The following is a 26,512-nucleotide window of genomic DNA, read 5'->3' on the forward strand; positions in this document are numbered from 1 at the left end:
CATTTCGGCTCCTATAGTGAGTTAATTTCTAACATCAGGCGGGTAGCTCTGATGCCACTTTCCAATTGATAGCACTGACACTTTGCTCAAGGCTTATTCGGCATACCAATGCTTCGATTTCTTTCTGCTCGGCAGGTGTTGCTAAAAATTCAGCACACACTTCCAATTGTTCAGGCTTTAAAGTGTCCGCGCTACTCAAAGACCGTAAACGAATATGTAAGCCATTAATGGCTTGCAAGATAAGTGTTCTTACTAGGATTTCATCGGTTTGATGACACATAACGCGAATTTTATAGCGCTGCTCTACATCAAGAGCTTGCTGCTGTGGTTGCTTATTGATCCGCGAAGCCGCTTCCCTTAGTAAAATATTGGCACATAAAATTAACAGTGTGGCCATCAAGGCGAGTGAGTACTGGCCTAATCCACACAACACGCCGATCCCTGCTGAGCACCAAAGAGTTGCCGCGGTATTTAAGCCACGAATATTCATACCTTCACGCATAATGACGCCTGCGCCCAGAAAACCAATTCCTGAGACAACTTGCGCAGCGATACGGCCCGGGCTATCTGGTGATGTTGTCACCGAACTTAAAATAAATACCGCAGCACCTGTAGCCACTAAAGCATTGGTTCTAAGGCCAGCCATTCGTTGACGCCATTGGCGTTCAGCACCGATTAATGCGCCAAAGCACATTGCAGAAAGCAGATTTAAAATATCAGGAGAAAAAAGCATAGTAGCTCCTCCAAAAACAGCTTGGATAATGAGACTTACATGCTTAATAAAAAGCACATAGCCATATTTTGAGTAAATAAATTACCCTAAAAATTATTGGCTATTGCCTGGAGGGAATAGAGAGTAAATATATACCAACATGATACACACTCAACATAGCAGTAATACACTGACTAAACTAAATAGCAGAGAGTACTTTGTTTATAATATAAGGGTGTGTGTGAAGAAAAATATCAGACACCGCCCGCCTTAGTGGCAAGCAGCGAAAAGAAAAGACGATTACTGGCTTGCCGTTAAATTAAGTTTTTATTCCAACTCTGACTGTCCAAGTAATAATCTCCTAAGTAAAAGATGGGTGGAGTATAGGTGGGGAAATTTATGATGTAAAGAACAAAGTGTTAATTTATTTTAAATAAAGTAAAACTCTACCCTTCAATTGGGACAACAAAAGTCCCTTCATCACCATCTTTTTCATTAAAAAACCAAATACCTTCTGGGTAATCCGGCAATGAAATTAAATACATGACGCCTTCATTGAAAGGTTCAATGAGTAAAATTTTACCTTCTCGGCGCTCTTGCCCATCGGTTTTTACATAAACACGGTCATTAATATTCATAACACTTAGTTTCCAATGAAATGATGTTAATCATAAATGTAATAAAAACGAAAAAGCCCGTCATTAGAAATGACGGGCTTTAGAAAATCAGTTAAGCAATAAGCTTAGATTGCAGTTACGTTAGCAGCTGCTGGGCCTTTTGCACCGTTTTCAATGGTGAATTCAACTTGCTGGCCTTCAGCCAGAGTTTTGAAACCAGCGCCCTGAATGGCAGAGAAGTGGACGAAAACGTCTTTGCTACCATCAGCAGGAGTGATGAAACCGAAGCCTTTAGACTCGTTGAACCACTTAACTTGACCTTTCATTTTGTCGGACATTTGACTTTTCCTATATAACATCAAAAAAACTTGCCTTTTTGGCATATACGGGCCAGAGTCAACTATTTAATCAGGAAAACACCAAGATGAAGCGTCACGGTCAAAGGCTATCTGTGATAACTTTCTTCTTTAGAACACACTAACTTAGTAATCATACATCAAATAGGACTGCTAAACAGGCCGATACTCATTAACTCATGACTTAAAGATAATAGCAACTATTTTATATGTTCAAACGCTAAAATTGTGCATTTTTTTCGAGTTCGTCACTTTTACAGGCTATAATGTTAATAAAAACACAGCATTTGGTTGATAGTTTACAAAAAAATTTAATAAAAAAGAGCCCTGTTTTATAAAAAGACAATCAAGAAATGCCCACCACAATGACAATCCCAGTAAATATTTTTCTTAACTGATATATAACAATCGAATCTGCTCGTGATACTCTCCTAGTATAGATATCTGACAGAGAGTTATCACATGGATATTATCAAACAAATACTCATTGAAGATTTAGATGCCATCAATAAACGCGAAAAACGTGATGGTAAGCCTTACTTTAATAGCCAGTTCCTTGGTAATCACCCTTACTTATGTATCGGTATGGTCGCCGCTTATATCCCTCTTGCTATTATTCTTTGGTACGCGCCATATTTTGGCCCTTATTGGACACTCGGTATTACTGTCTTGTTTTTAGTTTTAGCCAGTGTTTTACTTTTTGATATTAAACCCGTTTATCACTTTGAAGATATCGGCGTATTAGATTTACGTGTTTGCTATAACGGTGAGTGGTTTGTCACTGAGCCAGTTTCAGATAACGCAGTGCGTAAAATACTTGATTCGAAAGAGGTTAGCCAAGCCATTAAGCAAGAAATATCACGTTTAATTGCCTTGAAAGGGGAAATTTCATTTTATGATATTTATCATGTCGTTTTCCCTGAAGTTTCTACGCCATTACAAGGTAAATTAGCAACACAAAATTAATGCATTATCAATTAGCTAGCGTAAAAGTTAGCCATAATGAACAGTGAGTGAGCAATTAGATTTTTTTTGTGTTTTTACCGTTGACAGCCTGAGTCGATCTCGTTAATATTCGCCTCGTTCTCAGGAACAAGCAATTCCTCCATAGTTCAGTCGGTAGAACGGCGGACTGTTAATCCGTATGTCGCTGGTTCAAGTCCAGCTGGAGGAGCCAAATTTAAGAAGCCCGCCTAGTGCGGGCTTTTTGTTATCCATACCTATCCTCTCTTTTTTATTTCATATCATTGTTGATGCAAATTATTGGTTCAACGAATAACTTCACTTTCGTTGTACTTATAGCTTATCAGTACTATCGGCAAAAAAATGGTTCGCCCTTTTATTCCTTTCTGTTATCTATGACTATCTAAACTTCCTGAATTTTGATGCATATTGGGGTAGATAACCATCAAGTTGCTTACTTAACACGCAGTTAATCATTTTTTTTATTTTTATGCTTTACAACTGAGTATAGGATGGGTAATATGCGCCTCGTTCTCAGGAACAAAGCAATTCCTCCATAGTTCAGTCGGTAGAACGGCGGACTGTTAATCCGTATGTCGCTGGTTCAAGTCCAGCTGGAGGAGCCAAATTTAAGAAGCCCGCCTAGTGCGGGATTTTTGCTATCTATTTCTACTGAGTACCCACCACACACAAACTGGTTATATACCGTAAAGCCCCCATTATAAATTCCCCCGTATATTTTCACTCACTCTTTTTCAAGGAAAATTTGTTTTATCGCTTGTCGTAACCATTGATGTGCAGGGTCTCTATCTAAACGCAGATGCCAAGCTTGGACAATAAATAGCGCTCTCAAAGCCAAAAGCGTATTAGCTGGCTTAATACTTCTGTTACCCGCGGTTTGCTAAATGGCGTTCGACAACCCGTGTTAGTTATCCCTCTTTAACGCTTCTAGGTCTCTTGACGACCAAATCGTGTTTACAAACTCAGTGATTAGCCACAAGTTAGTCACTGAAATAACAACCTAAAATTTAGCCACGAACAGATGATAGAGGTTTACCTTTTAACTCATTTACCTATCAGCATGAACCTCAATTCACTGTCACCAAATCATTTTCGATCAAACTTCCCCCAGTTCGCACAGATAACAGCCAAACGAACTTTTTTTTCGATATTCTCCTTTGACAATCCAGTAAGAGAAAGCTAATATCCTCTGCGTACCAAGGAGTTCCTCCATAGTTCAGTCGGTAGAACGGCGGACTGTTAATCCGTATGTCGCTGGTTCAAGTCCAGCTGGAGGAGCCAATCATTTAGAAAAGCCTGCTTAATCATTAAGCAGGCTTTTTGCTTTTGGTACATTAATCTCCCCCTCATCTATCTATGACATTAACCTTAATTGTGATTTCTCATAGCTATTTTTTGACTTTCCCTTTATCATTCTATCCCGGCTTGAGCACCCGCTCATCACCCCTCTCTACCCTTATGGAGCCGGTTTAATGACAACTGTAACTACCCTAACAATCCGCCGCCCTGATGATTGGCATGTTCATTTTCGCGATGATGATATGTTAAAAACGGTCGTTCCCTATACGAGTGAATTTTTTGGCCGTGCCATTGTCATGCCTAATCTTGTCCCCCCAGTGACGACAATTGAAGCGGCAAAAGCTTATCGTGAACGTATTATTCAAGCCGTTCCAGAAGGTCACCAATTTACCCCCTTGATGACATGTTACCTCACTGATAGCACTGACCCTGTTGAGCTGATTAAAGGCTTCCATGAAGGGGTATTTACGGCTTGTAAATTGTATCCTGCCAATGCGACAACTAATTCCAGCCATGGTGTCTCAGATATCAAAAAGATTTATCCCGTACTAGCGGCTATGGAACAAGCAGGTATGCCCTTGCTAATTCATGGGGAAGTAACCGCTAGCCATATTGATATTTTTGACCGTGAAGCGCTGTTTATAGAACACGTTATGCTACCTTTGCGCGCGCAGTTTCCACAATTAAAGGTTGTGTTTGAGCATATCACGACCAAAGAAGCGGCCCAATACGTCCAAGAAGCAAATGAATATACCGCAGCCACATTGACACCACAGCATTTAATGTTTAACCGTAATCACATGTTAGTCGGTGGTGTCAGGCCACATTTATTCTGCTTACCTATTTTAAAACGTAACGTTCACCAAGAAGCACTACGCTCAGCGGTAGCATCAGGCTGTGACCGTTTTTTCCTAGGTACCGATACGGCTCCACATGTGCAATCACGTAAAGAATCATCTTGTGGGTGTGCTGGCGTGTTTAATGCGCCAACTGCATTAGCCGCTTATGCCACTGTTTTTGAAGAACTTGGCGCTCTAGCACACTTCGAAGCATTCTGTTCACTCAATGGCCCTAAGTTTTATAATTTACCTGTTAACGACGGGTTTATTACATTAACTAAAGAGCCCAATATTACTTGTGAATCAATTGATTGTTGTAATGACAAGCTGATCCCTTTCTTAGCAGGTGAGGACTCTCAGTGGACAATCGCACTTTCTAAATAATTAGCACTTATAGGAAGCTATTTGGGCTTCCTATATTACTTTTTATAGTCATACTCACCATTTTTGTGCATTTCCTGCCATTTATACAAAAAAAATTTTTAATTGCTTCCTTATTAGCGAAATCTCCTTATACTAAAAGTGGCTTCATTTCGAGAACATTGCTCTTAGTCAGTTATAGATATTTACTATTTATCACGCTGTTTGATTAGGAGGTTTCATGAATAGAAAAGATGATGTTATTCAAACTCACCCAGTTGTTGGCTGGGACATCAGCACAGTAGATTCCTACGATGCGATGATGTTGCGTTTGCACTACCTCCCTGAACAAGATAAAAACTCAGGAGATGCCATTGTGGATAAAACTATGTGGCTAACGACTGATGTTGCTAAGCAATTGATTAATATACTTCAAGCTGGCGTAGATAAGATAGAGTCAGGCGAATATATCGAACTTAATCTTAAAACACACTAGGGAAATGAATGGATATTTAAGAATTTAATATCCATTTTATTTTATATAATATTCACCAAACAAGTAGTTATATATTTATATATAACTACTTGTACCTTTTTAACTAAATAACAATTGTAAATAAAAACACTATTTACTATTTTTATTAATCCTCGGTTGACTTCACTAGCAATTCCCATTTATTGTAAGACTCTTTTCGAACAAGGATGTTCCCGATGCGAATATTAGTTATTGATGAATGTTATTACACTAGACTTGGCATTACTGAATATTTATCTAAAAATGAAAAATTAGAATTTATTAGTACAGGTTGTATTGAGGAAGCTATCAGGTTTATAAATGAATTCACGCCAAGTATTGTATTGGCTAATTTAACTTATTATTGTCATTACTCTAATTACTGTCCAGTATTACAAGATCTATTAAATAGAAAAAATAATATTAGGTTTTATATTTATATAAATGCCCCTTACCCACAAACAGCCAACCCATTGTTATTAAAAGATAACTATTTCATTCTATCCAAAAATATTATTACCCAAACCCTTGATAAAGTGATTCGAGAACACGAACAAATAGAACATATCACGAAGCTCGCTAATAATATAGATTCATCCATCTTCACTGCAAAAGAACAAAACATTATTAATAACTGGATGAATGAAACACCTAATCATATTATCTCAAGGAAACTAGGGATTAGTAATAGCACGGTTTATTCACAGAAAAGACATATCACTTCGAAAGTGTTTGTAAAAAACAGAATTGAATTGTTTTTTATCTATAATGTATTTAAATATTTATATTAAGAGAGAGCCCTAATTAAAGGGCTTTCTTATTATCGTTATTCTTTATTTAATAAGCCATCTGATAAACGATGACGTGATTTATTAAAAATCTTATTGCTGACTTCACGGCCTGCACGGCGAGCACGTTGTTCTTGCTCTGGGAGTTTCATTTCCTCAGTACAAGAAACACTACAGCAACCCTCGTATTTTTCTGCACAGCTAGGGCATTGGATAAACAACAAGTGGCAGCCATCATTACTGCAATTAGTATGGGTATCACATGGTGCACCACACTGGTGGCATTGGGCTAAAGTATCATCCGTAATGCGCTCTCCCATACGGTTGTCGAACACAAAGTTTTTCCCTTTAAAACGTAATGGTAAACCTTGTTCCTTTGCTTTACGTGCATACTCAATAACGCCACCTTCAACATGGTATACATTTTTAAAGCCATTATGCAGCATATATGCACTGGCTTTTTCACAGCGAATCCCCCCAGTGCAATACATGACAACATTTTTATCTTTTTGCTCTTGCAGCATTTCCACTGCCATCGGCAGCTGTTCCCTAAAAGTATCTGATGGAATTTCAATTGCATTATCAAAACGACCCACTTCATATTCGTAATGATTACGCATATCAACGAATACCGTGTTTGGATCGTCAATCATTTCATTCACTTCGTGAGCTTTCAGATATTGCCCTGTATTCGCTGGGTTAAAGGTTTCATCTTCGATGCCATCTGCCACCACGCGATCACGTACTTTCATGCGTAACACCCAGAAAGACTTACCGTCATCGTCAATCGCAATATTTAAACGCAGGTTATTTAGTGCGGTATCAGTGGAATATATCAGTTCGCGCAAAGCATCAACATTAGATTCAGGCACACTGATTTGTGCATTCACCCCTTCTTTCGCAATGTAGACACGCCCAAAAACACTCAGCGCTGTAAACTGTTGATACCATTCATTGCGAAACGCCACTGGGTCTTGAATATTAAAATATTTATAAAAAGAAATTGTGGTACGTGGCTCTGTTTCCGCCAACATGCGTTCTTTTAATATTTTATTTGAAATTTGGTTATGTAACACTGGCATGGTGTTCTTAATCCTATTTAACTCGTTGATAATTTTCTATTTATTCAGATTTCAGCTCATTGCTTGAGGCTTTTTAATCTTGGTGGATATTATCGCTGTTATTATGTTAATAAAAAACCCTTTATTTGCAGGGGTATTGTAAATAAAACATCAACAGAAAGTTTTTAATGCCCGCCCACCATTCGTTATGTTATAACATATTTATATTTGGCTAATTAGATTATCTTTATGAGACGTTTTTTTCCTTTATATCTATTAATACTGGCTATCTTTGCGCCACACGTTGCAGCGCATCCTCATAGTTTTATTGAGATGCAAATGTCCCTTGAAACCAAACAAAACAAATACTCAGGTATAAGCTATGTTTGGAAGATGGACCCGATGACATCGGCAGATATTGCCTATGAATTGAAAGGGGTTAAACCCGATGACCCACGCTGGAAACAACAAGAAGCCATTATTATGGCTAATATTTTAATGCAAAATTATTTCACTGATTTTTATTATCAAGACAAAAAGGTTAACTTTAAGCGTATCCCTGACAGCTACCATTTAGAAAAAGAGGGGTTTTCATTAGTATTTTTCTTTACAGCTTCATTTATGCAGCCACTACCTATTGCAGATTCACATATCAAAATACAAACTTATGACCCTAGCTTTTATGTCAGTATGACGTATCAAAATAAACAACAAATTACTCTGCCAATTGAATTAGCAGCCAATTGTGATATTGACTTACAAGAAGCCAATATCACCGATTCGATGCGGGCTTACGCATTTTCTTTAGATAAAAGTGATACCCCAGAAGAAGATTTAGCGCTTGGGAAACAGTTTGCACAGCGAGTTGATATTCGATGTCCTTAACCCCCTCATCCTCTGTATACAAAGCAACAAAAACTTTGCTAATCATTGTCTCGTTTAGTTTATTAGCTTTCGCCATTTGGCTAGCGTATCGCTATTGGGGAACATGGTTACAACTGAGTATTGGCTGGCAAAAACAGTTAAACCAAGGTTTATCGGATTTACTACAAGAAACCAGCTCACACCCACTGTATGCTGGAAGTTTGCTAATTGCCGTTAGCTTTTTATACGGTTTTTTACATGCTCTGGGACCTGGCCATGGAAAGCTCATTATCACAACCTATATAGCGACCCAAGGAACTCATTTAAAACAGAGTGTTATCATTAGTTTATTAGCATCGCTCTTACAAGGGGTCGTTGCTATTACGTTAGTTTCTGTCGTGTTAGTGTTATTTCAGCTATCCACCAAACATTTGAATCAGGTCAGCTTATATGCAGAACAATTAAGCTATTTATTTGTCATAATACTTGGCTGTTTTTTATGTATTACTGCTTTACGCCGTTACTGGCAAACACGCCTTTCTAGGGCATTATCACCACTAGTGATAAAAAACCTTAAGCTATTAACACAATCAACCAAGCGAATGATCCAGCCCAACACATTGACACCACACCCCGTTTGTCACTGTGGTCATCAGCACGTCATCCAATCTCACCAAATTCAATCTAGTTTTAAAAGTAAAGTGTTGATTATTCTATCAATGGGGGCACGCCCTTGCTCTGGTGCCATTCTCGTATTATTATTTTCTTATGTGATTGAAGTATACGCATGGGGAGTTATCGCGGCGCTAGCAATGGCGGTTGGTACAGCATTAACCATTTGTTTAATTGCTATTTTTGTTCATTTTATGCGTGATAAAGCTATTCGTTTATCGCGGTTAACAGGAAAACAGCTGTCCCCATATTGGGGAATAGCATTAAAAATTTTTGCCGGTGTTTTCTTTATACTGATGGGGGCTTTGATGCTACAAAGTGTCGGGCTGGAGCAATCTATTTCGCCACTTCTGCGTTAACCCAATAAAAAAGGGAGGGCTCCCCCTCCCAGGCATTTGCCGAAGTTACAGTGTGGTAATCTCACTGTGTTATGCGCAATGTCAACTGCTTAAAACAGATTGCTAATGATGAGACTATGCAGCCCCTCACACACTAGCAACCCTTACTACTTCTTTTAACCAATGAGCTCAATTCGAGCAGGTAAACCTTGACGTACAGAAGCACCCGATACCCAATCTAACCATGTATTGGCGACTTCCCTTGTTGGGTCTGCAAAACCTAAATCGTTTAGATTGATCCCTGAACCATTTGCAGCATTCATTGGCATCGGTTGGTCATCTAAATAATGCTGTTTCGCGCCCATTTCGGTATGACCATAGCCATGTTCAATTGCAAGTACTCCCGGCATCACGCCATCAAGCACACTCACTTGAGCCTCTGCTTGGCCACCCGGTGTGGTAATACGTATCCAATCTCCGTGTTTAACCCCCACTTTTGCAGCATCATCAGGGTGAATAGCAACAAGATTCGTAGGTTTAACATGACGTAAGCGTTCAATTACTGTTGTCGAACTACTCATCACATGGGATTTGAATGACATTAGTTTCAATGGCCATTCTTTTTCTGGGAACACCACATTCACATCGTCACCATTTGCCATACGCGGTGGGTAATATGTAGGGCAACCACTGTAACGTTCACCGGTGATCGCGTGGCGATTAACGGCCACAGTTGGGTTCCAAATTTGTAAGCCTTTTTTCCATTGCGGACCAGTTGCATCGCCATCCCATGCTTTTTCATATGGTGCGAAACGGCCACCTCGCGTAAAGATATAAGCAACACGGCGAACTTCTTCAGGTTTTAGCGTATTGGTGATCGCAGGTAAAATACGTTCTACCCCACTAATTTGGATATCTTCCGAAGCGGCTTCTGGTACTGGTTTTTCACCTAGCCACGCCATATTCGCAGCAACACGTAAATAATAATCTTCCGCTGTATTTAGTGAATGCAGGTTGCCATCCATATCTTCAATCACGTTGTCGCCAAAACCAGGTAACCCCAATTCTTTGGCAACTGCAATACAGAAGCTTTCCATCGATACGGGCTGACCATCTGCCGTTTTGGCGGTGCGTGACTCAACAATCGGCCAACGCGCTGTACTCGCTTTAACTTGAACCCCTGACCAAGGAGCGCTAAAACCCCAACTTTCAAAATTATGGGTATCCGGTACGATATAATCTGCCAGCGCAGTGGTTTCATTCATAAAGGCATCAATACCGATAATCAACGGAAGGTGTTTTGGATCTTTCAGTTTTTCTTCCATCACTTGGCGGATACCCGCGATTCCATACACCGGGTTGGTCATATTGGTGATCCAAGCTTTTAATGCATAAGGATAACCCATTAATGCTGATGCCAGTTGCTCAGTGAGTTGCCCTTTAGCAAACGGATACCAAGGTGCTTTTGCAGGATACGGATTTTCCCCTGCCGCAAGGCGCGCTTTGAACTCATCTGATTTTTCATACACTTCATTACTACGCGATAAAACAACGCCTTTTGGTTTTACTTTGCCTTTGTAGCTGGCAATTTTGTAACGTGGACCATCCATTTCACCGTTGAATTTACCGCCCCCAACGGACACACCACCTTTCAAGTTCAAGTTACCAATCAATGCGTTAAGCATAACGACTGACCATGCAGTGTAAAAGCCATTACCGCCCATCATGCCGCCATGAGAAATAACGGCAGCTTTTCTATCATATGACGTTAATGCTCTACCTAATGATTCAATGGTTTTCACTGGAACATGGCAGCGATCGCTATATTCTTGGAGTGTCATACGATTGGCCGCTTCTTTTAAGCATTGGAAGCTCGATTTTACGGTAACTTCACTGCCATCATGCAATGTCACTTGGCGAGTGACAAACAACTCTGCGGCTGGGACTTCACTGGCAAGTTTCAATTCACCAGACGTATCTTGGACGACATAAGCTTTTTCATCGTCGCCTTCGCCAGTAAGATAAGATGAAATTAATAATTTGCCTGCTAATGGGTGAGCATCATCAGTAATGACTAAATGCGTTGAGTTTGTCCAACTTTTCTCCCCCATCGCTTCCATTGATTTCTCACTAGGCACGCTAAGGTACTTGGCATTATAACGCTCATTTTCAATGATCCAGCGGATCATTCCCATGACTAACGCTGCATCAGTTCCGGGTTGTACTGGCACCCAGTGACCATGGTCATTAGCCAGTGTGGTTGTCAGTGGTAGCGCAGGAGAAACCACCACATAGTTAAACGAGTCACGCAGACGTGCTGTCGCTAACTGGCGACCTTGGCGTTTAAATGGGTTACCTGACTGAGCAGGTGAGGTTCCAAGGAATAATGCAAAACGAACGTTATCCCAATCTGGTTTTACGTGCGCATTTTTGTTTAAGTCATCCATTAAAGCACCCGAACCGGCGCGATAAGCAAGACCGCAATAGGAACCGTGGGCACCGAAATTTTTACTGCCAAACGCGTTTTGAGCAAAGCGACGAATAAACCCATCACGCCCGTCGTCCCCTGCGTTAGTTACCAGCAGCTGGTTCGCTTTGGGGCCCAATTTTGGCTGTGCTGGGTCAAGTGGCGTTTCAAGGTCACGAATAGCTCTTAAACCATCAACATGGCCTTCACCAAATAAATCACCGCCTTCAACAACTTCTTTAATTAATTGCTCAAAACTGATGCGTTGCCACTTGCCTTCTCCACGTTTACCAACACGTTTCATTGGTTCTAAAATACGCAGTGGACTAGTTAAACCTTCCATTAAGGTTGCCCCACGTGCACAAGCGGTTGACCGATGTTCTAGCCCTGATTCCCCGCTCATTTTATTAAATGCAGTTTTCAGCGGCATTCCATAAGGAAAATGCTCTTCGTGTGATAATGGGTGATAAGGGTTACCTGCGATACGTAATACTTCATTTTTAGCGGTATCGACACGGGCACGAATACCACATTGTGTCCAACAACCAAAGCATTGGGTCATTGCAACTACTTGTTCCGGGTTTTCTTGCCAGCCTTTAGTCGCCTGACCTTCTGGTCGCAAAGAGTTGCCATTAATGCGGTCAAGAGTGACTTTACCAGAAGTGCCGTTAACTAGCCCATCGACTGCGCGTTTGGCCACATCTCGGTAGCTTGCACCAAATAATGCGATACCACCAACTACCAAACCACCTTTAAGCCATTGACGTCTTGAGAATTTAGCCATGTTGCACTCTCCCCGCAAACCAGCGAACACCTTCACGAACAATAATTGTTAACGCAATCCATAAACCAAATGTTCCTACGATAGCCAATAGTCCATCGGTTCCCAGTGGGAAATGATATGGGTTAGCGATAATGTTATATTTTGGTACAGCTTGAACTTCCATTAGGAAAATCCAACGTAATGTCCAAGCAAAAGCCATCGATACTAATGCTAAAACGGTAATGTAAGGGACAGAACGAACGGCTTTTACATTACTCGCAGACATTCCGAAAGCCACTAACCACAGTGCACATACCCCCATTAGCATCCACCAACCTGGGCTCGCCATGTCTATTTGTTGGCGTACAGCAATACCCGATGTGGTATCCCCTGAAAGCCATAGCGCAAAACAGACAGCAAATAGTAACAATGTAATCACTTGGAAGCGTGCTAAACGGTTTTGATATTGGGGCTCACGACGAGCACCGAGTCCAATCAATGCAGGCAGAACCTGTAATGCACTCAAGAACATAAGTACTGGCATCCACCAGCTGTTCCAGATTGGGCGAGCCGTTAATACAGATGCCTCACGACCGGTATAAAGTAGCAGGCCAATTGCCGATAATGCGGCAAGCAATGCCACCCAGCGCGTCGCTTTAAAGTGTTTTTTCCAAATCATTTTGACGATTAAAGCAACAAAGTATAAGCCGATAAATGTGGTAAATAAGGGTAATAATACAGAGCCCCACCACATCCAAGACCATAACGTTGGGTGTGCATAAAAATGCCATACTCTTGCGGTTTGGTGTAAATCTGCCGTTAGTGCAAGCGGTGCAGTGATCCCCATTGTGATAGCAATAAATACGGAAATCATTTCTAAGCGGCTGTTTTCACTTTTGTTTTGCCAATGTAAATAACAGGCATACAGCACCGCGCAAGAGGCGATTCCAATAAAGAAAAAGTATTGTACCGCCCAAGGAAGCCAAAAAAATTCTTGTGGCTGAGCCATCATTTCAGAAATATAAGTCACTTGGCCATTCATCAGAATACCTCCTGCCATAACGCGGGCTGCCCTTTACCTTGCAGCGGCTGAACAAACGCATCATCTAAACCGAGATAGAATACTTGCGGTAAGGTGCCACTTTCTGGCTTGAGTACTTTAATTTCTGCTTCATGCTCAGTCAGCATTTTACGAATAGTACTGTTAGGGTCTTTTAAATCGCCGATAATGCGAGCGCCACCTACACAAGATTCAACACAAGCAGGTAATAAACCAACTTCTAAACGATGAGCGCAAAACGTACATTTATCTGCAGTTTGGGTTGAATGGTTGATAAAACGCGCATCATATGGGCAGGCTTGTACACAGTAAGCACACCCTACGCAACGTTCATTATCAACGACTACTATGCCGTCTTCCCGTTGGAAAGTTGCTTGAACAGGGCATACGGGTACGCAAGGAGGATTATCGCAGTGGTTACATAAGCGAGGTAGAAGTACATTGGTAAACCCTTCTTCGCCCTTAACCGCAACTTGATATTGGTTAACTGTGGTTCTAAATTGCCCTTGAGGGGTTTGGTTTTCAACAGAGCAGCTGACTGTGCAAGATTGGCAACCAATACAACGACGTAAATCAATCAACATTCCATATCGTTTTTCTGGGTTGCCTTCTCTACGCGTAGGAGAAAAATTTAGACCAGCTTCTGCAATGGGAATTAATGATGCTCCCGCAGTCACAGCCCCAATTTGTTGTAGAAATTTTCGTTTACTCAGATCCATAATAGGCTCCAGTACTGACATTGCTAATGCGAAAATAAAAGTTATTAATCAATATGTTATTTGTATTGCATGTGTTATTGACAATGAATACAGTCTCGTTAAGATAACCACTGAAATTGTTATTTCTCTTTAAAACTACTGTATTATCTTGATAAAACTTGTAATGCCATTGTAAGAAGAGAGGCACCACCGCCCTATTGTGGTTTACCACATACCCGTAGCTAAATTGATCTAACGCAACGAATAAGCCAAATATGTTAAAAAAAACATCTATACCGTTGTATCACATACTATTAATTACGCTGCTTATGTGGTCCTTACCGGCCATTTCTGCACAATGGACCATCGGGGTACTGGCTTTGCGTGGGCCCAGTACCACACAATCCCATTGGCAACCATTAATTGACACACTCAATGATTCTATTCAGGGGGAACGGTTTACTTTATTGCCGTTAAACCTTGATGAAATGAAAGAAGCTATTTCTAACCGCAAAATTGATTTTTTACTGACCAACCCCGCGCAGTTTATTCAATTAGATAATCGCTATCACTTGCGCTGGCTATTATCATTACGTTCTGATGTCGAACCAAATAGCACCACCCGTAATGTGATTGGCAGTTTGATACTGGTACGAAAAGAAAGTGATATTTCTGACGTAAAGCATTTGATTGGTAAAAAAGTTGGTGCCATTTCACCTGATGCCTTTGGTGGTTACTTATTAGGCTATAAGGTATTAAGAGATATGGGGTATGACGCGGCTAAAGACTTTCAAATGCAGTTTTTAGGGTTCCCTGCGGATGCCCTATTATATGCACTACGGGATGACTCATTGTCTGCTGCCATTGTCCCTGTCTGTTTATTAGAAAATATGCACAGTGAAGGGCTAATTGATAAAACCCAGTTTCGTCCGTTAATTCAGCATCCAAGTTCATTATCTTGTTTAACTAGTACCGAGCTATACCCAAACTGGTCTTTCGCCGCATTAAGCGATGTTCCAGACAATTTGGTCGATAAAGTCACTAAAACGTTACTTTCAACGGATAATACCACTATGCGTTGGGGGGCTCCTGCCTCCGTCACTCAAGTCGAAACTTTGCTCCGCGATGTGAATCAACATCCACAACAGCGGCAAATATGGCAAGATATCGTCAGTTGGACCATTCAAAACCAAATTACTATTAGCCTTGTTGCGTTGTTCTTTGTTTTACTAGGCGTAAATCACATTTGGATTGCCTTCTTAGTTAGGCGCCGAAGCCGGCAACTCGAAGTGGCGCACAACCGCTTACGAGAACAAGAAGCCAATTTACAAAAAGCTCAGCGATTAAATATTTTAGGCGAAATGGCATCGGGCTTTGCCCATGAACTGAACCAACCTTTATCTGCCATTCGTCATTATGCGCAAGGGTGTATCTTACGCCTTAGCAAGGAGTCAAATAACCACCCACTCATTAGTGCGTTAACTAAAATCGATGACCAAGCGCAACGTGGTGCAGACATTATTCGCAACTTACGTCTTTGGGCAGGGAAACCGGGTCAAGACCCAGCGGTAACATTAAACCAGCAATCAGTGAGGCAAGCCATTAATCATATCTGGCAACTTTTACGTGTAGATCAGCACTATCCAGATGCAAAATTGCTATTACCAGAGACACCTGATGTCACCCTGACTTTGCCCGATACACTGCTTGAACAACTCCTTTCTAATTTAGTGAGCAACAGTTTACAAGCCGGAGCCACAACCCTGAGCTTTGGTTTTCACTTTGCACAAGACCGCTTTCTTCTGGTTTTACAAGATAACGCAGGAGGAATGCCGACCGAACAACTAGAACAAGGGATCATCCCATTTCATACCACTAAAAAAGAAGGTTTGGGGCTAGGGTTGGTGATCTGCCAGCGTTTGATCCAAAGCCAAGGCGGCGATATTCGCATTGAAAATAATATCACTGATGAAGGGTTAAATGGCCTACGAGTGACCTTAATTTTCAACTACTATAATAATTCAATAAATTAAGCATGTTTTGCCACACAATTGATAACATTAACTTTAAGTCTATGTGACAATAGCTTTATTAAGACAATCAACGCTCATCAGCTAATACTTTATTTTGTCCCCCTCTAAACTACGAGGTATAAATTGATGCCAGTTATTCATCTAGTGGATGATGACACCGATGTGACCGATGCTTGCCAATTTTTACTAGAAACCCTTGGCTATAGTGTCACCGTGTGGAATGACAGCGAAACATTTATTCAGAATGCAGCCCTTCATCAAGAAGGGGTGGTTTTGTTGGATATGCGTATGCCTAAACTGGATGGTCGGCAAGTTCATCGGTATCTTAGGGAGCAACAAAGCACGCTAGCGGTCATATTTCTGTCGGGTCATGGTGATATTCCAATGGCAGTGGAACAAGTTAAATTAGGGGCTGTCGATTTCCTGCAAAAACCGATAGATAGCCAACTACTGGCAAAAACCCTTGACCAAGCGCGGGCGCAAACAACAAAGGCAACTGAACGTTATTTATTAAAACAACGTTATGAGACGCTCACTCCCCGCGAGAAAGACATTTGCCACTACGTTTTGCAAGGTTTGATTAACCGTGAAATTGCCGAGGCAGCCTGCGTTTCTGTACGAACCGTTGAGGTTCATCGTTCGCGAGTAATGGAAAAAATGGCGGTACGTAATTTAGCTGAGTTAATGAGTACCATGCAGGCGGTTAACGCTTTAAACGAATAATTTGATATAATTTAACCTAGTCTTTTTATTCATTAACCATGACTAACTAAAATATTCGGATACTCATGATATTAGCCCCAAAATTTCAAAAACGTTTTCTTCACCCTCGTTACTGGTTAACATGGGTGGGTATTGGCATCTTATATCTGCTTGTTTTATTGCCTTATCCCGTTATTTATTGGCTGGGAACTCGTTTAGGTCTACTGTCGATGCGCTTTTTAAAGAAACGGGTTCAAGTTGCTGATCGCAATCTTGAGCTATGCTTTCCAGATATGAGCTTAAAAGAAAGGCAGCTCTGTATCGACAAAAATTTTGAATCAGTTGGTATGGGGCTTTTTGAAACCGGTATGGCATGGTTTTGGCCTGATTGGCGAGTCCAGCGTTGGGTTAAAGTTATTGGGGCTGAAAATGCAGCCGCAGCACGAGAAACAGGCCGAGGGATTATCGCCCTTGGTGTGCACTTCCTAACACTTGAGATTGGTGCCCGAGCTTTTGGAATGTTAAACCCAGGGATCGGTGTGTATCGGGCTAATGACAATGATTTACTCGATTGGCTGCAAACTCGTGGCCGCTTGCGTTCTAACAAATACATGCTTGACCGCAAAGATATGAAAGGAATGGTGCGTGACTTAAAAAATGGGGAAATTCTCTGGTATGCCCCTGATCACGATTATGGCCCACGTAACAGTACTTTTGCACCATTATTTGCCGTAAAAAATGCCGCGACCACCAATGGTTCACAAATTATTTTGCGTCTTGCATCACCTTTAGTGGTGCCTTTTACGCCAAAGCGTTTACCGAATGCAAAAGGCTACGAATTAATCATCCAGCCAGCTATAGATAACTTCCCTATTGAAGATAACCTTGCGACGGCAACAAAAATGAATCAAATCATTGAAAAAGAAATCCTTAGAGCGCCTGAGCAATATATGTGGCTACACCGCCGTTTCAAGACGCGTCCCGAAGGAGAATCTTCTTTGTATGGGGATTTAGATAAAATACACCATTAACTTTTAGCTGTAGTTCATTACCTTAATTCATTCTTTCTCCTGAATAATTTGACCTACAGCTAGGTGACACTTTGAAGCCCCTTTAAAATTTCGTCGTATAAGGGGCAACTAAGTGAAGCCAGCAATACTGAAGGACAATGTATGACAGGAAAAACAGGCTATTGGAAACGAAATCTCTACGTTGTGTGGTTCGGGTGTTTTTTAACCGGTGCCGCCTTTAGCTTGATTATGCCTTTTCTCCCCCTTTACATCGAGCAACTCGGTGTCAAAGACCATGCTTCGTTGAACTTATGGACCGGCGCAGTTTTCAGTATTACCTTCTTATTTTCAGCCATTGCGGCACCATTTTGGGGGCGCTTGTCCGACCGTAAAGGGCGTAAATTAATGTTATTACGTTCTGCCTTAGGTATGGCTATCGTAATGGTATTAATTGGCTTTGCGCAAAATATTTGGCAACTACTGGCTTTAAGGGCATTACTGGGCCTGCTAGGTGGGTTTGTCCCCAATGCCAACGCACTGATCGCCACTCAAGTCCCAGTGAAAAAAAGTGGTTGGGCAATGGGGGTTCTCGCGACAGGTGCGGTCAGTGGGGCTCTGATTGGCCCACTGATTGGTGGCTTACTTGCTGACCAATATGGCCTACGCCCAGTATTTTTTATCACCGCCACCGTCTTATTCATTTGCTTTTTTGTCACTCTTTTCTATGTACGGGAACGTTTCACCCCTGTTTCACGTAAAGACGCACTGTCAGGTAAACAAGTTTTTGCTTCATTACGCAATAAAAACCTAGTGATTAGCTTGTTTTTCACCACCATGATTATTCAAGCCGCTATGGGGTCAATAAACCCTGTTATCACCCTCTATGTCCGTGACCTATCCCATTCTTTAGAAAATCTCGCGTTTGTCAGTGGGGTTATTGCCTCTATACCTGGCGTAGCAGCTTTAATTAGCGCTCCGATGCTAGGTAAGCTTAGTGACCGAATAGGCCCTGAAAAAGTTTTACTTGCGGCACTAGGTACCTCTATCTTCATTCTATTTCCTATGGGCCTTGTTGGGAGTTATTGGGAATTAGGCTTTCTGCGATTTATGCTCGGAGCCTTAAATGCGGCGCTCTTACCCGCAGTGCAAACCTTGATTATTTATAACATTTCTCACCAAGTTACCGGGCGAATTTTCAGCTATAACCAAGCACTGCGCGATGTCGGCAATGTGACAGGGCCTTTAATGGGGTCATTTGTTGCAGCAAGTTATGGTTTTAGGGCGGTATTTTTCTTCACATCCGCTTTGGTTCTCGTCAACTTAATCTATTCATGGTTAGTCATCAGGCGCCAGTCCGATGACTTACGCGCATCACCTTCAGACCCATAACTAACAAGCTATTTATTGCACAAAAACCCGATGATTTCTAAGCTTTACTGACTTACCGAGTGAAAATCTAACCAAAAATAATATAACTAATTGTTTTTAAACAACTTAATCGATTCAAAAATCTTTCTTTTATTGTCAACAAAAATCCTGTATCTTCCCCTACCTTATCGTGAAAAATGAGAGTTATATCGAATTTTCACCTTAAAATATAGCCTTTTACTATAAATTCATTCTGTATATAGGCGATTCTATAATAATGTATGTTAAAAATATGTTTCCGAACTGAAAGTTAACATATCAATAATAATTGACACTCAAGCGCTCGGCTTGGTGTTTTAAATCATGCACAACCTCTCAAGAGATAATTTATGGGAGTTCACAGATGAATAATTCTGCGACTAAAACAAAAACTTTTTTTGGGCATCCATACCCATTGAGTTCACTTTTCCTCACAGAAATGTGGGAACGCTTTTCTTTTTATGGTGTTCGTCCGTTACTTATCCTGTTTATGAGTGCGGCATTATTACAAGGCGGAATGGAATTACCCATTGAACAAGCTTCCGCTATCGTCGGGATTTTTGCTGGCGGTGTATACATCACGTCATTACCCGGTGGCTGGTTAGCTGATAACTGGCTAGGGCAACGTCGTGCGGTATGGTATGGCTCATTAATTATTGCATTTGGGCACTTATCCATCGCAATGTCCGCCTTTTTAACCAATACTTTCTTTTTCGTAGGCTTATTACTGATTGTCTTGGGAACCGGGTTATTTAAAACCTGTATTACCGTTATGGTCGGTACCTTATATAAGAAAGAAGATACACGCCGTGATGGCGGTTTCTCTCTATTTTATATGGGGATTAACATGGGTTCATTCATAGCCCCATTAATCATAGGCCCATTGCATGAAAAGTATGGCTGGCACATAGGTTTTGGCCTTGGTGGCGTAGGTATGTTAATTGCTTTGCTTATCTTCCGCTTCTACGCTATTCCACAAATGCGCCGTTATGATAAAGAAGTCGGCCTCGATTCCACATGGAACCGCCCTACTGTTCAACGCAAAAATGTCGGTAAGTGGGTTACATTATCGATGGTGCTGTTAGCTATTCTTGTCGTATTAATCGACAACGGAACGATCCCATTTAATGCTTCAATGATAGCCAAAAGCTCGGCTTATGTAATTTCCGCTTGTGTGGGTCTCTATTTCTTATTTATGTTTTTCTTTGGGGGCTTAAACAGCAGCGAACGTTCTCGCCTAATTGCCTGTTTAATTTTACTGGTCGCAGCGGCCTTCTTCTGGTCAGCATTTGAGCAAAAACCAACCTCTTTTAATATTTTTGCTCGTGACTATACTGACCGCCAAATGGGCAGTTTCGAAATCCCTACTATTTGGTTCCAATCAATTAACGCGTTATTTATCATTCTGTTAGCACCGGTATTTAGTTGGTTTTGGCCTTCGTTAGCTAAACGCAACATGAACCCAAGCAGCATGACTAAATTTGTGATTGGTATTTTATTTGCTGCTGCTGGCTTTGCTATCATGATGGTAGCAGCAAACCAAGTTCTCGCCACTCAAAGCGGTGTATCCCCATTTTGGTTAGTAGCGAGCATTTTACTGCTTACATTGGGCGAATTATGCTTAAGCCCTATTGGGCTTGCGACAATGACACTATTAGCGCCACAAAAAATGCGTGGGCAAGTCATGGGCTTATGGTTCTGTGCTAGTGCATTAGGTAACCTTGCCGCTGGTATCATGGGCGGTAATATCCGCAAAGACCAATTAGATTCTATGCCTGAGTTATTCTCTCATGTTTCTATTGCGCTGGTGATCTGTGCCATTGTTTTAGCTGCACTGATTATCCCTGTCAGAAAAATGTTGAAAAATGCCGATAAAAACGAAGCTAATGCTTAATCACAAGTATTAATCACCAAATCCCGTTAGCTAACAGAGCTAACGGGTTTCTCACGTTATAATACCATTCACCATAATTAGCTTATTATTTTTTAATAAAATAGACGCTATACTGCCCTTCTTTCATCCTCTTTTCGCCCATTAGGGAAGCCTAAAATGAGCCTTTCATTACCAATTTATTATGTTGATGCCTTTACTGATACACTTTTTCACGGTAACCCCGCCGCTATTGTTTTACTTGATGACTGGTTACCTGATGAAAAGTTAATTGCAATTGCAGCCGAAATTAATTTATCAGAAACCGCTTTTTTAGTCGGGCACCATATCCGCTGGTTTACACCAAAAGTTGAAGTTAAATTATGTGGTCATGCAACATTGGCCGCCGCTTTTGTACTTAACGAGGTATTAAAACAAAATAATAACCCTCTCACATTGACGTCTCTTTCAGGGGAATTAACTATCACACCAAGCTCTCGAGGATTTACCCTCGATTTCCCAGCCCTAAATTCCATGCAAAGTGAACCTACGCAATATCCTCAATTAGAGGAGATCCTTGGTGTGGAACTTCAAGAGCTTTGGATAGCAAAAGACCGTTACTTATGTTTCCTTGAAAACGAAGAACAAGTCCAATCCTGCCAACCTAATTTGTTCAAATTATCGCAGCTTCCACTACCTGGATTAGTTATTACAGCTAAAAGTGCTGAACAGGGTTATGACTTCGTTTCTCGTTATTTTGCTCCTGCAAAAGGGGTCAATGAGGACCCAGTAACGGGTACCTCACATTGTGCAATAGCACCATTGTGGGCTAATCGGTTAAATAAATTGCAGTTAGTTGGTAAACAACTTTCAGCGCGAGGTGGTGTTATGCTTTGTGAACTCACGGCTAATCGCGTGAGATTAACAGGTAAAGCCACTTTATTCCTAACAGGAAAAATCCATATTTAACCTATAAATCAACAAATTAAAAATCATTTTATTTTTCCTTTTATCCAATCAACTCGCCGATAACATCCTCAATGGACGTACAAAGTATCGGCTCCCCACCTCCTTGCAATAAACAATTAAATATTTTTTTTAACATTTAATTAATAGTTTTAATTATTCATTAAATTAGTTTACACTTATAATTATTATTAAAAATATAATTACAATTATAAGTATTACTAATTGAAGCATTGATTAATTGTTAAAACTCATTCAATACAAGGAACTCAATAAGATGGCTATTACTAGAAGAAAATTTCTTATCGGTGGTGCAGTTGTTACCGTTGCTGCTGGTGCTGGAATTTTAACTCCAATGTTAACTCGTGAGGGTAGGTTTGTTCCCGGTAAACCAAGATATGGTTTTGTAGAAGGAACAGAAGGCGCGTTACCGCAGCAGGCTGACGTAGTTGTTATTGGTGCTGGAATTCTAGGAATTATGACCGCCATAAACCTTGTTGAGCGCGGTTTAAATGTTGTGGTAGTTGAAAAAGGGAATATCGCTGGGGAGCAGTCTTCACGCTTCTACGGCCAAGTGATTACCTATAAAATGCCTGATGAAACATTCTTACTCCATCACATTGCTAAACAACGTTGGAGAGAAATGAATGCTAAAGTCGGCGCAGATACCAGCTATCGCACACAAGGTCGCGTTGAAGTTCCCCTCGATGAAGAAGACTTAGTTAACGTCAGAGAGTGGATCGACAGTAGAAATAAAAACGTTGGTTCAGATATTCCTTTCAAAACACGTATCATTGAAGGCGCTGAGTTAAATCAACGTTTGAAAGGCGCACAATCAGACTGGAAAATAGCTGGCTTTGAAGAAGACTCTGGTAGCCTAGATGCAGAAATAGCCGCTTTTGTTATGGCTGATTATGCGAAAAAGATTGGGGTTAAAATTTACACCAACTGTGCAGCGCGTGGCTTAGAAACGCAAGCTGGGGTCATTTCTGATGTTGTGACTGAAAAAGGGGCAATCAAAACTTCCCGTGTTGTTGTTGCTGGCGGAGTTTGGTCTAGACTATTTATGCAAAATCTAGGTGTTGATGTCCCAACCCTACCTGCATATCAATCACAGCAGTTGATCTCTGGCTCCGCAACGGCTCCTGGTGGTAACGTCGCTTTACCGGGTAATATTTTCTTCCGTGAACAAGCCGATGGCACCTACGCAACGTCACCTCGAGTGATCGTTGCCCCTGTTGTTAAAGATTCTTTCGTGTACGGTTATAAATATATCCCTCTGTTATCTATGCCTGATTTCCCTGTTCATATTTCCTTGAATGAACAATTGATTAATTCATTCACAGAGCCAACAAGCTGGAGATTGGATGAAGTTTCACCATTCGAAAAACACAGAAATATGACTGCATTACCAGACTTACCAGAATTAAATGCTTCATTTGAGAAACTAAAAACTGAATTCCCAGCCTTTAAAGATTCTAAACTTATTGACCAATGGAGTGGTGCAATGGCTATCGCGCCGGATGAGCACCCTATCATTTCTCAAGTCAAAGAGTACCCAGGTCTGGTAATTAATACTGCAACAGGCTGGGGTATGACAGAAAGCCCAGTTTCGTCAGAAATCACAGCCGACCTGTTACTCGGCAAAGAACCTATGTTAGATGTTAAGCCATTTAGCCTGTACAGATTTAGCTAATATTTAATTATCCCCCAAGAAAACCCTTATATTTTCTAAGGGTTTTCTTGTTGCCTATTCTAATTCTATTCACTAACATTCTAGACTTAATTCAAATGGAGTGATTATGAATAAGTTAATATTAGGGATAGCTATTGCACTGGTCAGTACTGTCGCATTTAGTGAGAAAAATTATACGGTTGAACAGCTAGAAAGTCTGATTGCTGCAAATAATAAACCGTCTATATTGGTACCTTCTTTAGATGGTTCAATCGCAAAAGATGACTTTCCTACCTGCAAATCAGGGCTGATAGAGTGGCTCGACGGTGTAAAAACATACCCAGTTACCATCGAAAAAGATATTGATGGCGAATTTTCAGCCACCATTTGGTCTGAATCGAAAGCTTTTCTTGTTTCCTGTGTCAAAAGCGGGGATAAAGCAAAGGCTATTCGTATGAGTGCCGAATATTCAGATAATTAGAGGTTACCCACCTCACAATAATCTTGAAGACATATTAATAAAATAATAGGTCTTTAAGATTTCCTTATTATTTTTCTCATTAACAAAAAAACCGTCACTGGAACGATTCACCTCACATTTACAGATGAATTTATTTGTAATGAGTATTACACTTACCTTTTAACATTATTTATACACTAAGTAACAACTGTAAGGCTGAACCATGAGTTCCATTGCTGATGATGTCATCGCACAAAAAATTGAACAATCAATTTCCCGCGTCTCTAAAGTCGTGTTCCCAACCACCACTAACCACCATAGTACTTTGTTTGGTGGTACTGCACTCGCTTGGATGGATGAAGTTTCCTTTATTACTGCTACGCGTTTTAGTCGTAAACGCCTTGTCACTGTTTCAACAGAAAAAATCAACTTTACCCATCCAATTCCTTCGGGAACCATTGTAGAACTCGTTGGAAAAGTCATTCGAGTTGGTAGAACCAGTCTAACAGTCAATGTCTCTATCTTTTTAGAAGATATGTATTCTGAAGGTCGTGAAGAAGTGATCCATGGCCAGTTTAATTTCGTCGCTATTGATGACAACGGTAAGCCTACCCCACTATTTGGGGAATAACCTTTTAACCTCGTGAAGAAAGGCTTGTTTTTCTTTCGCTAAAAGGCGTAGATGTACCTACTTTTATTTACGCCTTTTTAATACCGCATATGTCACTCATTATGTGTTAATTACTTTCGAATACTTTTAATTATTGTCAGTGTCTATTTTTAAGTTAAAAATAACAGCTTTCTGGCATAATAATCTAAATATGTTTAATAAACTTAACCTCTTTCCCCACTTCTAATATATATAATATATTACTAGCATCTAAGTCAAAACATACTTATTAAGACAATTTAATTATTATTAGTATCTTGTTACAATAAACACATCACGTTACTAAAAGACCTTGTTTTTATACTCTAATAAGTTGTAATTACCATTAGATATTGATATTTTTTAGTTATAGTCGTAGAGTATCCAGAGATATTCATTACCTAAAAAAATGCGTATATCCATTGAGTTTAACTTTATTGTATTATTGGTAGTAGCCTAGGTTTTTCTTTAAAAAGATGTTTCGCATTGTTAACTTTCAGCAATAAAAGATACAGATTACCATCGCTTTTTGATAATAAAAATGAACATTACACATATAAGATATAAAATTATGCTTAGAATTCTCTCACTTATTCTTTTATTTACCTTCTCCATAAACCATAGCGTCGCTGCGGTCCCTAAAGAGACAATTAAAAGAATTGAGCAAGAAGCTCAAAAAGGCGATATTAAAGCACAAGTTATGCTTGGCATCGGCTATTACCTTGGTAATGAACTCAAACAAGATTATGGAAAAGCCAAAAAATGGCTAACTATGGCATCAAATAAAGGTAACTCTGACGCACAACTATTTTTGGGCGATATGTATTTAAATGGAAACGGCGTTGAGGAAAACCTTGAAACAGCGATGGATTTATTTGAAAAATCAGCTAATAAAGGTAACGTTGAAGCTCAAAATTATATGGGGCAATTTTACTACCAAGGTATTGGTGTAAAGCAAAACTATATTACCGCCTTTGAATGGTTTAAAAAATCGGCTGATAAAAAGTTCCCACCTGCCCAATACCAAATTGGTAAAATGCTAAACAATGGTGAAGGCACTGAGATAGATGAAAAAGCCGCCGCGGATTATCTAGCACAAGCTTGTAAAGCAGGGTTGAAAGAAGCCTGTAACAAGAAATAATTTATACTGTTCACGAACTCCCTCTGGCTTGGCAAACTCAATACTCAAAATGAGGGTGCCGAGCCTTTTCCTTTTTCTTTTCCCCATAAAAAATGTATTGCGACTACTTGCTCACAACCTTTAACTTTAAAATTCGTTATTATTAATTTATGGATAATCAATATCAAAATATATGATAATGTTCTAAACTTATAATATAAAAGAAAA

Annotated in this window: 23 protein-coding genes and 3 tRNA genes; 19 read left to right on the forward strand and 7 right to left on the reverse strand. The window is 40.4% G+C overall.

The window, feature by feature from the left end:
- Positions 1-34: 34 nt before the first annotated feature.
- The 3 genes from M1F14_RS17110 to cspE all read right to left on the reverse strand — a co-directional run bounded on the left by M1F14_RS17110 (position 35) and on the right by cspE (position 1,667).
- The gene (locus M1F14_RS17110; protein WP_042847948.1) at positions 35-733 is read right to left on the reverse strand and encodes an MgtC family protein; all 699 of its coding nucleotides are present in this window, start codon (positions 731-733) and stop codon (positions 35-37) included.
- Between the two features lie 425 nt (positions 734-1,158).
- Positions 1,159-1,350, reverse strand: coding sequence for a protein DsrB (gene dsrB / locus M1F14_RS17115; RefSeq protein WP_042847951.1), 192 nt, complete (start codon positions 1,348-1,350; stop codon positions 1,159-1,161).
- Positions 1,351-1,454: 104 nt separating this feature from the next.
- Positions 1,455-1,667: a transcription antiterminator/RNA stability regulator CspE gene (gene cspE / locus M1F14_RS17120; RefSeq protein WP_008911725.1), complete on the reverse strand. Its 213-nt coding sequence runs from the start codon at positions 1,665-1,667 to the stop codon at positions 1,455-1,457.
- A 480-nt stretch (positions 1,668-2,147) separates the two neighbouring features.
- On the opposite strand from cspE, the gene M1F14_RS17125 reads away from it, so the two are divergent.
- The 7 genes from M1F14_RS17125 to M1F14_RS17155 all read left to right on the forward strand — a co-directional run bounded on the left by M1F14_RS17125 (position 2,148) and on the right by M1F14_RS17155 (position 6,472).
- Positions 2,148-2,651 carry a YlaC family protein gene (locus tag M1F14_RS17125; protein WP_042847955.1) on the forward strand — a complete coding sequence of 168 codons (504 nt, stop codon included), beginning with the start codon at positions 2,148-2,150 and terminating at the stop codon, positions 2,649-2,651.
- A gap of 135 nt (positions 2,652-2,786) precedes the next feature.
- Positions 2,787-2,862: transfer RNA gene (locus tag M1F14_RS17130), tRNA-Asn, on the forward strand.
- 336 nt (positions 2,863-3,198) lie between these two features.
- Positions 3,199-3,274: transfer RNA gene (locus tag M1F14_RS17135), tRNA-Asn, on the forward strand.
- 600 nt (positions 3,275-3,874) lie between these two features.
- A tRNA-Asn gene (locus M1F14_RS17140) sits at positions 3,875-3,950 on the forward strand.
- 191 nt (positions 3,951-4,141) lie between these two features.
- The gene (gene pyrC / locus M1F14_RS17145) at positions 4,142-5,191 is read left to right on the forward strand and encodes a dihydroorotase (protein ID WP_042847957.1); all 1,050 of its coding nucleotides are present in this window, start codon (positions 4,142-4,144) and stop codon (positions 5,189-5,191) included.
- Positions 5,192-5,408: 217 nt separating this feature from the next.
- Complete coding sequence (gene bssS / locus M1F14_RS17150; protein ID WP_042847959.1) at positions 5,409-5,663, forward strand: biofilm formation regulator BssS; 255 nt, start codon at positions 5,409-5,411, stop codon at positions 5,661-5,663.
- Between the two features lie 215 nt (positions 5,664-5,878).
- Positions 5,879-6,472, forward strand: a complete 594-nt coding sequence (locus M1F14_RS17155; RefSeq protein ID WP_042847961.1) for a LuxR C-terminal-related transcriptional regulator — start codon at positions 5,879-5,881, stop codon at positions 6,470-6,472.
- A 35-nt stretch (positions 6,473-6,507) separates the two neighbouring features.
- Here M1F14_RS17155 and M1F14_RS17160 read toward each other — a convergent pair whose 3' ends face one another.
- Positions 6,508-7,551 (reverse strand): rhodanese-related sulfurtransferase, encoded by a 1,044-nt coding sequence (locus M1F14_RS17160; RefSeq protein ID WP_042847962.1) that lies wholly within the window; start codon positions 7,549-7,551, stop codon positions 6,508-6,510.
- A gap of 228 nt (positions 7,552-7,779) precedes the next feature.
- Here M1F14_RS17160 and M1F14_RS17165 point away from each other — a divergent pair, with 228 nt between their 5' ends.
- Positions 7,780-8,415: a DUF1007 family protein gene (locus M1F14_RS17165; protein ID WP_042847966.1), complete on the forward strand. Its 636-nt coding sequence runs from the start codon at positions 7,780-7,782 to the stop codon at positions 8,413-8,415.
- On the forward strand, positions 8,406-9,425 hold the full coding sequence (locus tag M1F14_RS17170) for a nickel/cobalt transporter (protein ID WP_181469193.1): 1,020 nt from the start codon (positions 8,406-8,408) through the stop codon (positions 9,423-9,425). Before M1F14_RS17165 ends, M1F14_RS17170 begins: the two co-directional genes overlap by 10 nt.
- Before the next feature lie 155 nt (positions 9,426-9,580).
- On the opposite strand, the gene ttrA is transcribed toward M1F14_RS17170, so the two are convergent.
- Genes ttrA through ttrB form a run of 3 tightly spaced genes read right to left on the reverse strand, consistent with a single transcriptional unit; the run spans position 9,581 to position 14,413 of the window.
- On the reverse strand, positions 9,581-12,655 hold the full coding sequence (gene ttrA / locus M1F14_RS17175) for a tetrathionate reductase subunit TtrA (RefSeq protein ID WP_071547922.1): 3,075 nt from the start codon (positions 12,653-12,655) through the stop codon (positions 9,581-9,583).
- Complete coding sequence (ttrC, locus tag M1F14_RS17180) at positions 12,648-13,694, reverse strand: tetrathionate reductase subunit TtrC (protein WP_131680688.1); 1,047 nt, start codon at positions 13,692-13,694, stop codon at positions 12,648-12,650. Before ttrC ends, ttrA begins: the two co-directional genes overlap by 8 nt.
- Positions 13,676-14,413 carry a tetrathionate reductase subunit TtrB gene (gene ttrB / locus M1F14_RS17185; RefSeq protein WP_042847974.1) on the reverse strand — a complete coding sequence of 246 codons (738 nt, stop codon included), beginning with the start codon at positions 14,411-14,413 and terminating at the stop codon, positions 13,676-13,678. The genes ttrC and ttrB overlap by 19 nt, the downstream gene beginning before the upstream one ends.
- Before the next feature lie 254 nt (positions 14,414-14,667).
- Between ttrB and ttrS the strand changes: the two genes are divergently transcribed.
- The 10 genes from ttrS (at position 14,668) to M1F14_RS17235 (ending at position 26,305) form a co-directional block, all read left to right on the forward strand.
- The gene (ttrS, locus tag M1F14_RS17190) at positions 14,668-16,425 is read left to right on the forward strand and encodes a tetrathionate respiration histidine kinase TtrS (RefSeq protein ID WP_071547921.1); all 1,758 of its coding nucleotides are present in this window, start codon (positions 14,668-14,670) and stop codon (positions 16,423-16,425) included.
- 126 nt (positions 16,426-16,551) lie between these two features.
- Positions 16,552-17,148 carry a tetrathionate respiration response regulator TtrR gene (gene ttrR / locus M1F14_RS17195; protein ID WP_048606760.1) on the forward strand — a complete coding sequence of 199 codons (597 nt, stop codon included), beginning with the start codon at positions 16,552-16,554 and terminating at the stop codon, positions 17,146-17,148.
- Positions 17,149-17,213: 65 nt separating this feature from the next.
- Positions 17,214-18,158 (forward strand): Kdo(2)-lipid IV(A) acyltransferase, encoded by a 945-nt coding sequence (locus tag M1F14_RS17200; protein WP_042847977.1) that lies wholly within the window; start codon positions 17,214-17,216, stop codon positions 18,156-18,158.
- Between the two features lie 141 nt (positions 18,159-18,299).
- Complete coding sequence (gene mdtG / locus M1F14_RS17205; protein ID WP_042847978.1) at positions 18,300-19,526, forward strand: multidrug efflux MFS transporter MdtG; 1,227 nt, start codon at positions 18,300-18,302, stop codon at positions 19,524-19,526.
- Positions 19,527-19,908: 382 nt separating this feature from the next.
- Positions 19,909-21,438, forward strand: a complete 1,530-nt coding sequence (locus M1F14_RS17210; protein ID WP_042847979.1) for a peptide MFS transporter — start codon at positions 19,909-19,911, stop codon at positions 21,436-21,438.
- Positions 21,439-21,594: 156 nt separating this feature from the next.
- The gene (locus tag M1F14_RS17215; RefSeq protein ID WP_042847980.1) at positions 21,595-22,383 is read left to right on the forward strand and encodes a PhzF family phenazine biosynthesis protein; all 789 of its coding nucleotides are present in this window, start codon (positions 21,595-21,597) and stop codon (positions 22,381-22,383) included.
- 274 nt (positions 22,384-22,657) lie between these two features.
- Complete coding sequence (locus M1F14_RS17220; RefSeq protein WP_042847981.1) at positions 22,658-24,076, forward strand: FAD-binding oxidoreductase; 1,419 nt, start codon at positions 22,658-22,660, stop codon at positions 24,074-24,076.
- Between the two features lie 106 nt (positions 24,077-24,182).
- Entirely contained in the window at positions 24,183-24,536 is a 354-nt protein-coding gene (locus M1F14_RS17225) for a hypothetical protein (protein WP_042847982.1), read from the forward strand.
- Between the two features lie 202 nt (positions 24,537-24,738).
- Complete coding sequence (locus tag M1F14_RS17230; RefSeq protein ID WP_042847983.1) at positions 24,739-25,146, forward strand: acyl-CoA thioesterase; 408 nt, start codon at positions 24,739-24,741, stop codon at positions 25,144-25,146.
- A gap of 589 nt (positions 25,147-25,735) precedes the next feature.
- The gene (locus M1F14_RS17235) at positions 25,736-26,305 is read left to right on the forward strand and encodes a tetratricopeptide repeat protein (RefSeq protein WP_042847984.1); all 570 of its coding nucleotides are present in this window, start codon (positions 25,736-25,738) and stop codon (positions 26,303-26,305) included.
- Positions 26,306-26,512: the final 207 nt, after the last annotated feature.

Source organism: Providencia sp. PROV003, from assembly GCF_045040775.1.
GTDB lineage: Bacteria > Pseudomonadota > Gammaproteobacteria > Enterobacterales > Enterobacteriaceae > Providencia > Providencia huashanensis.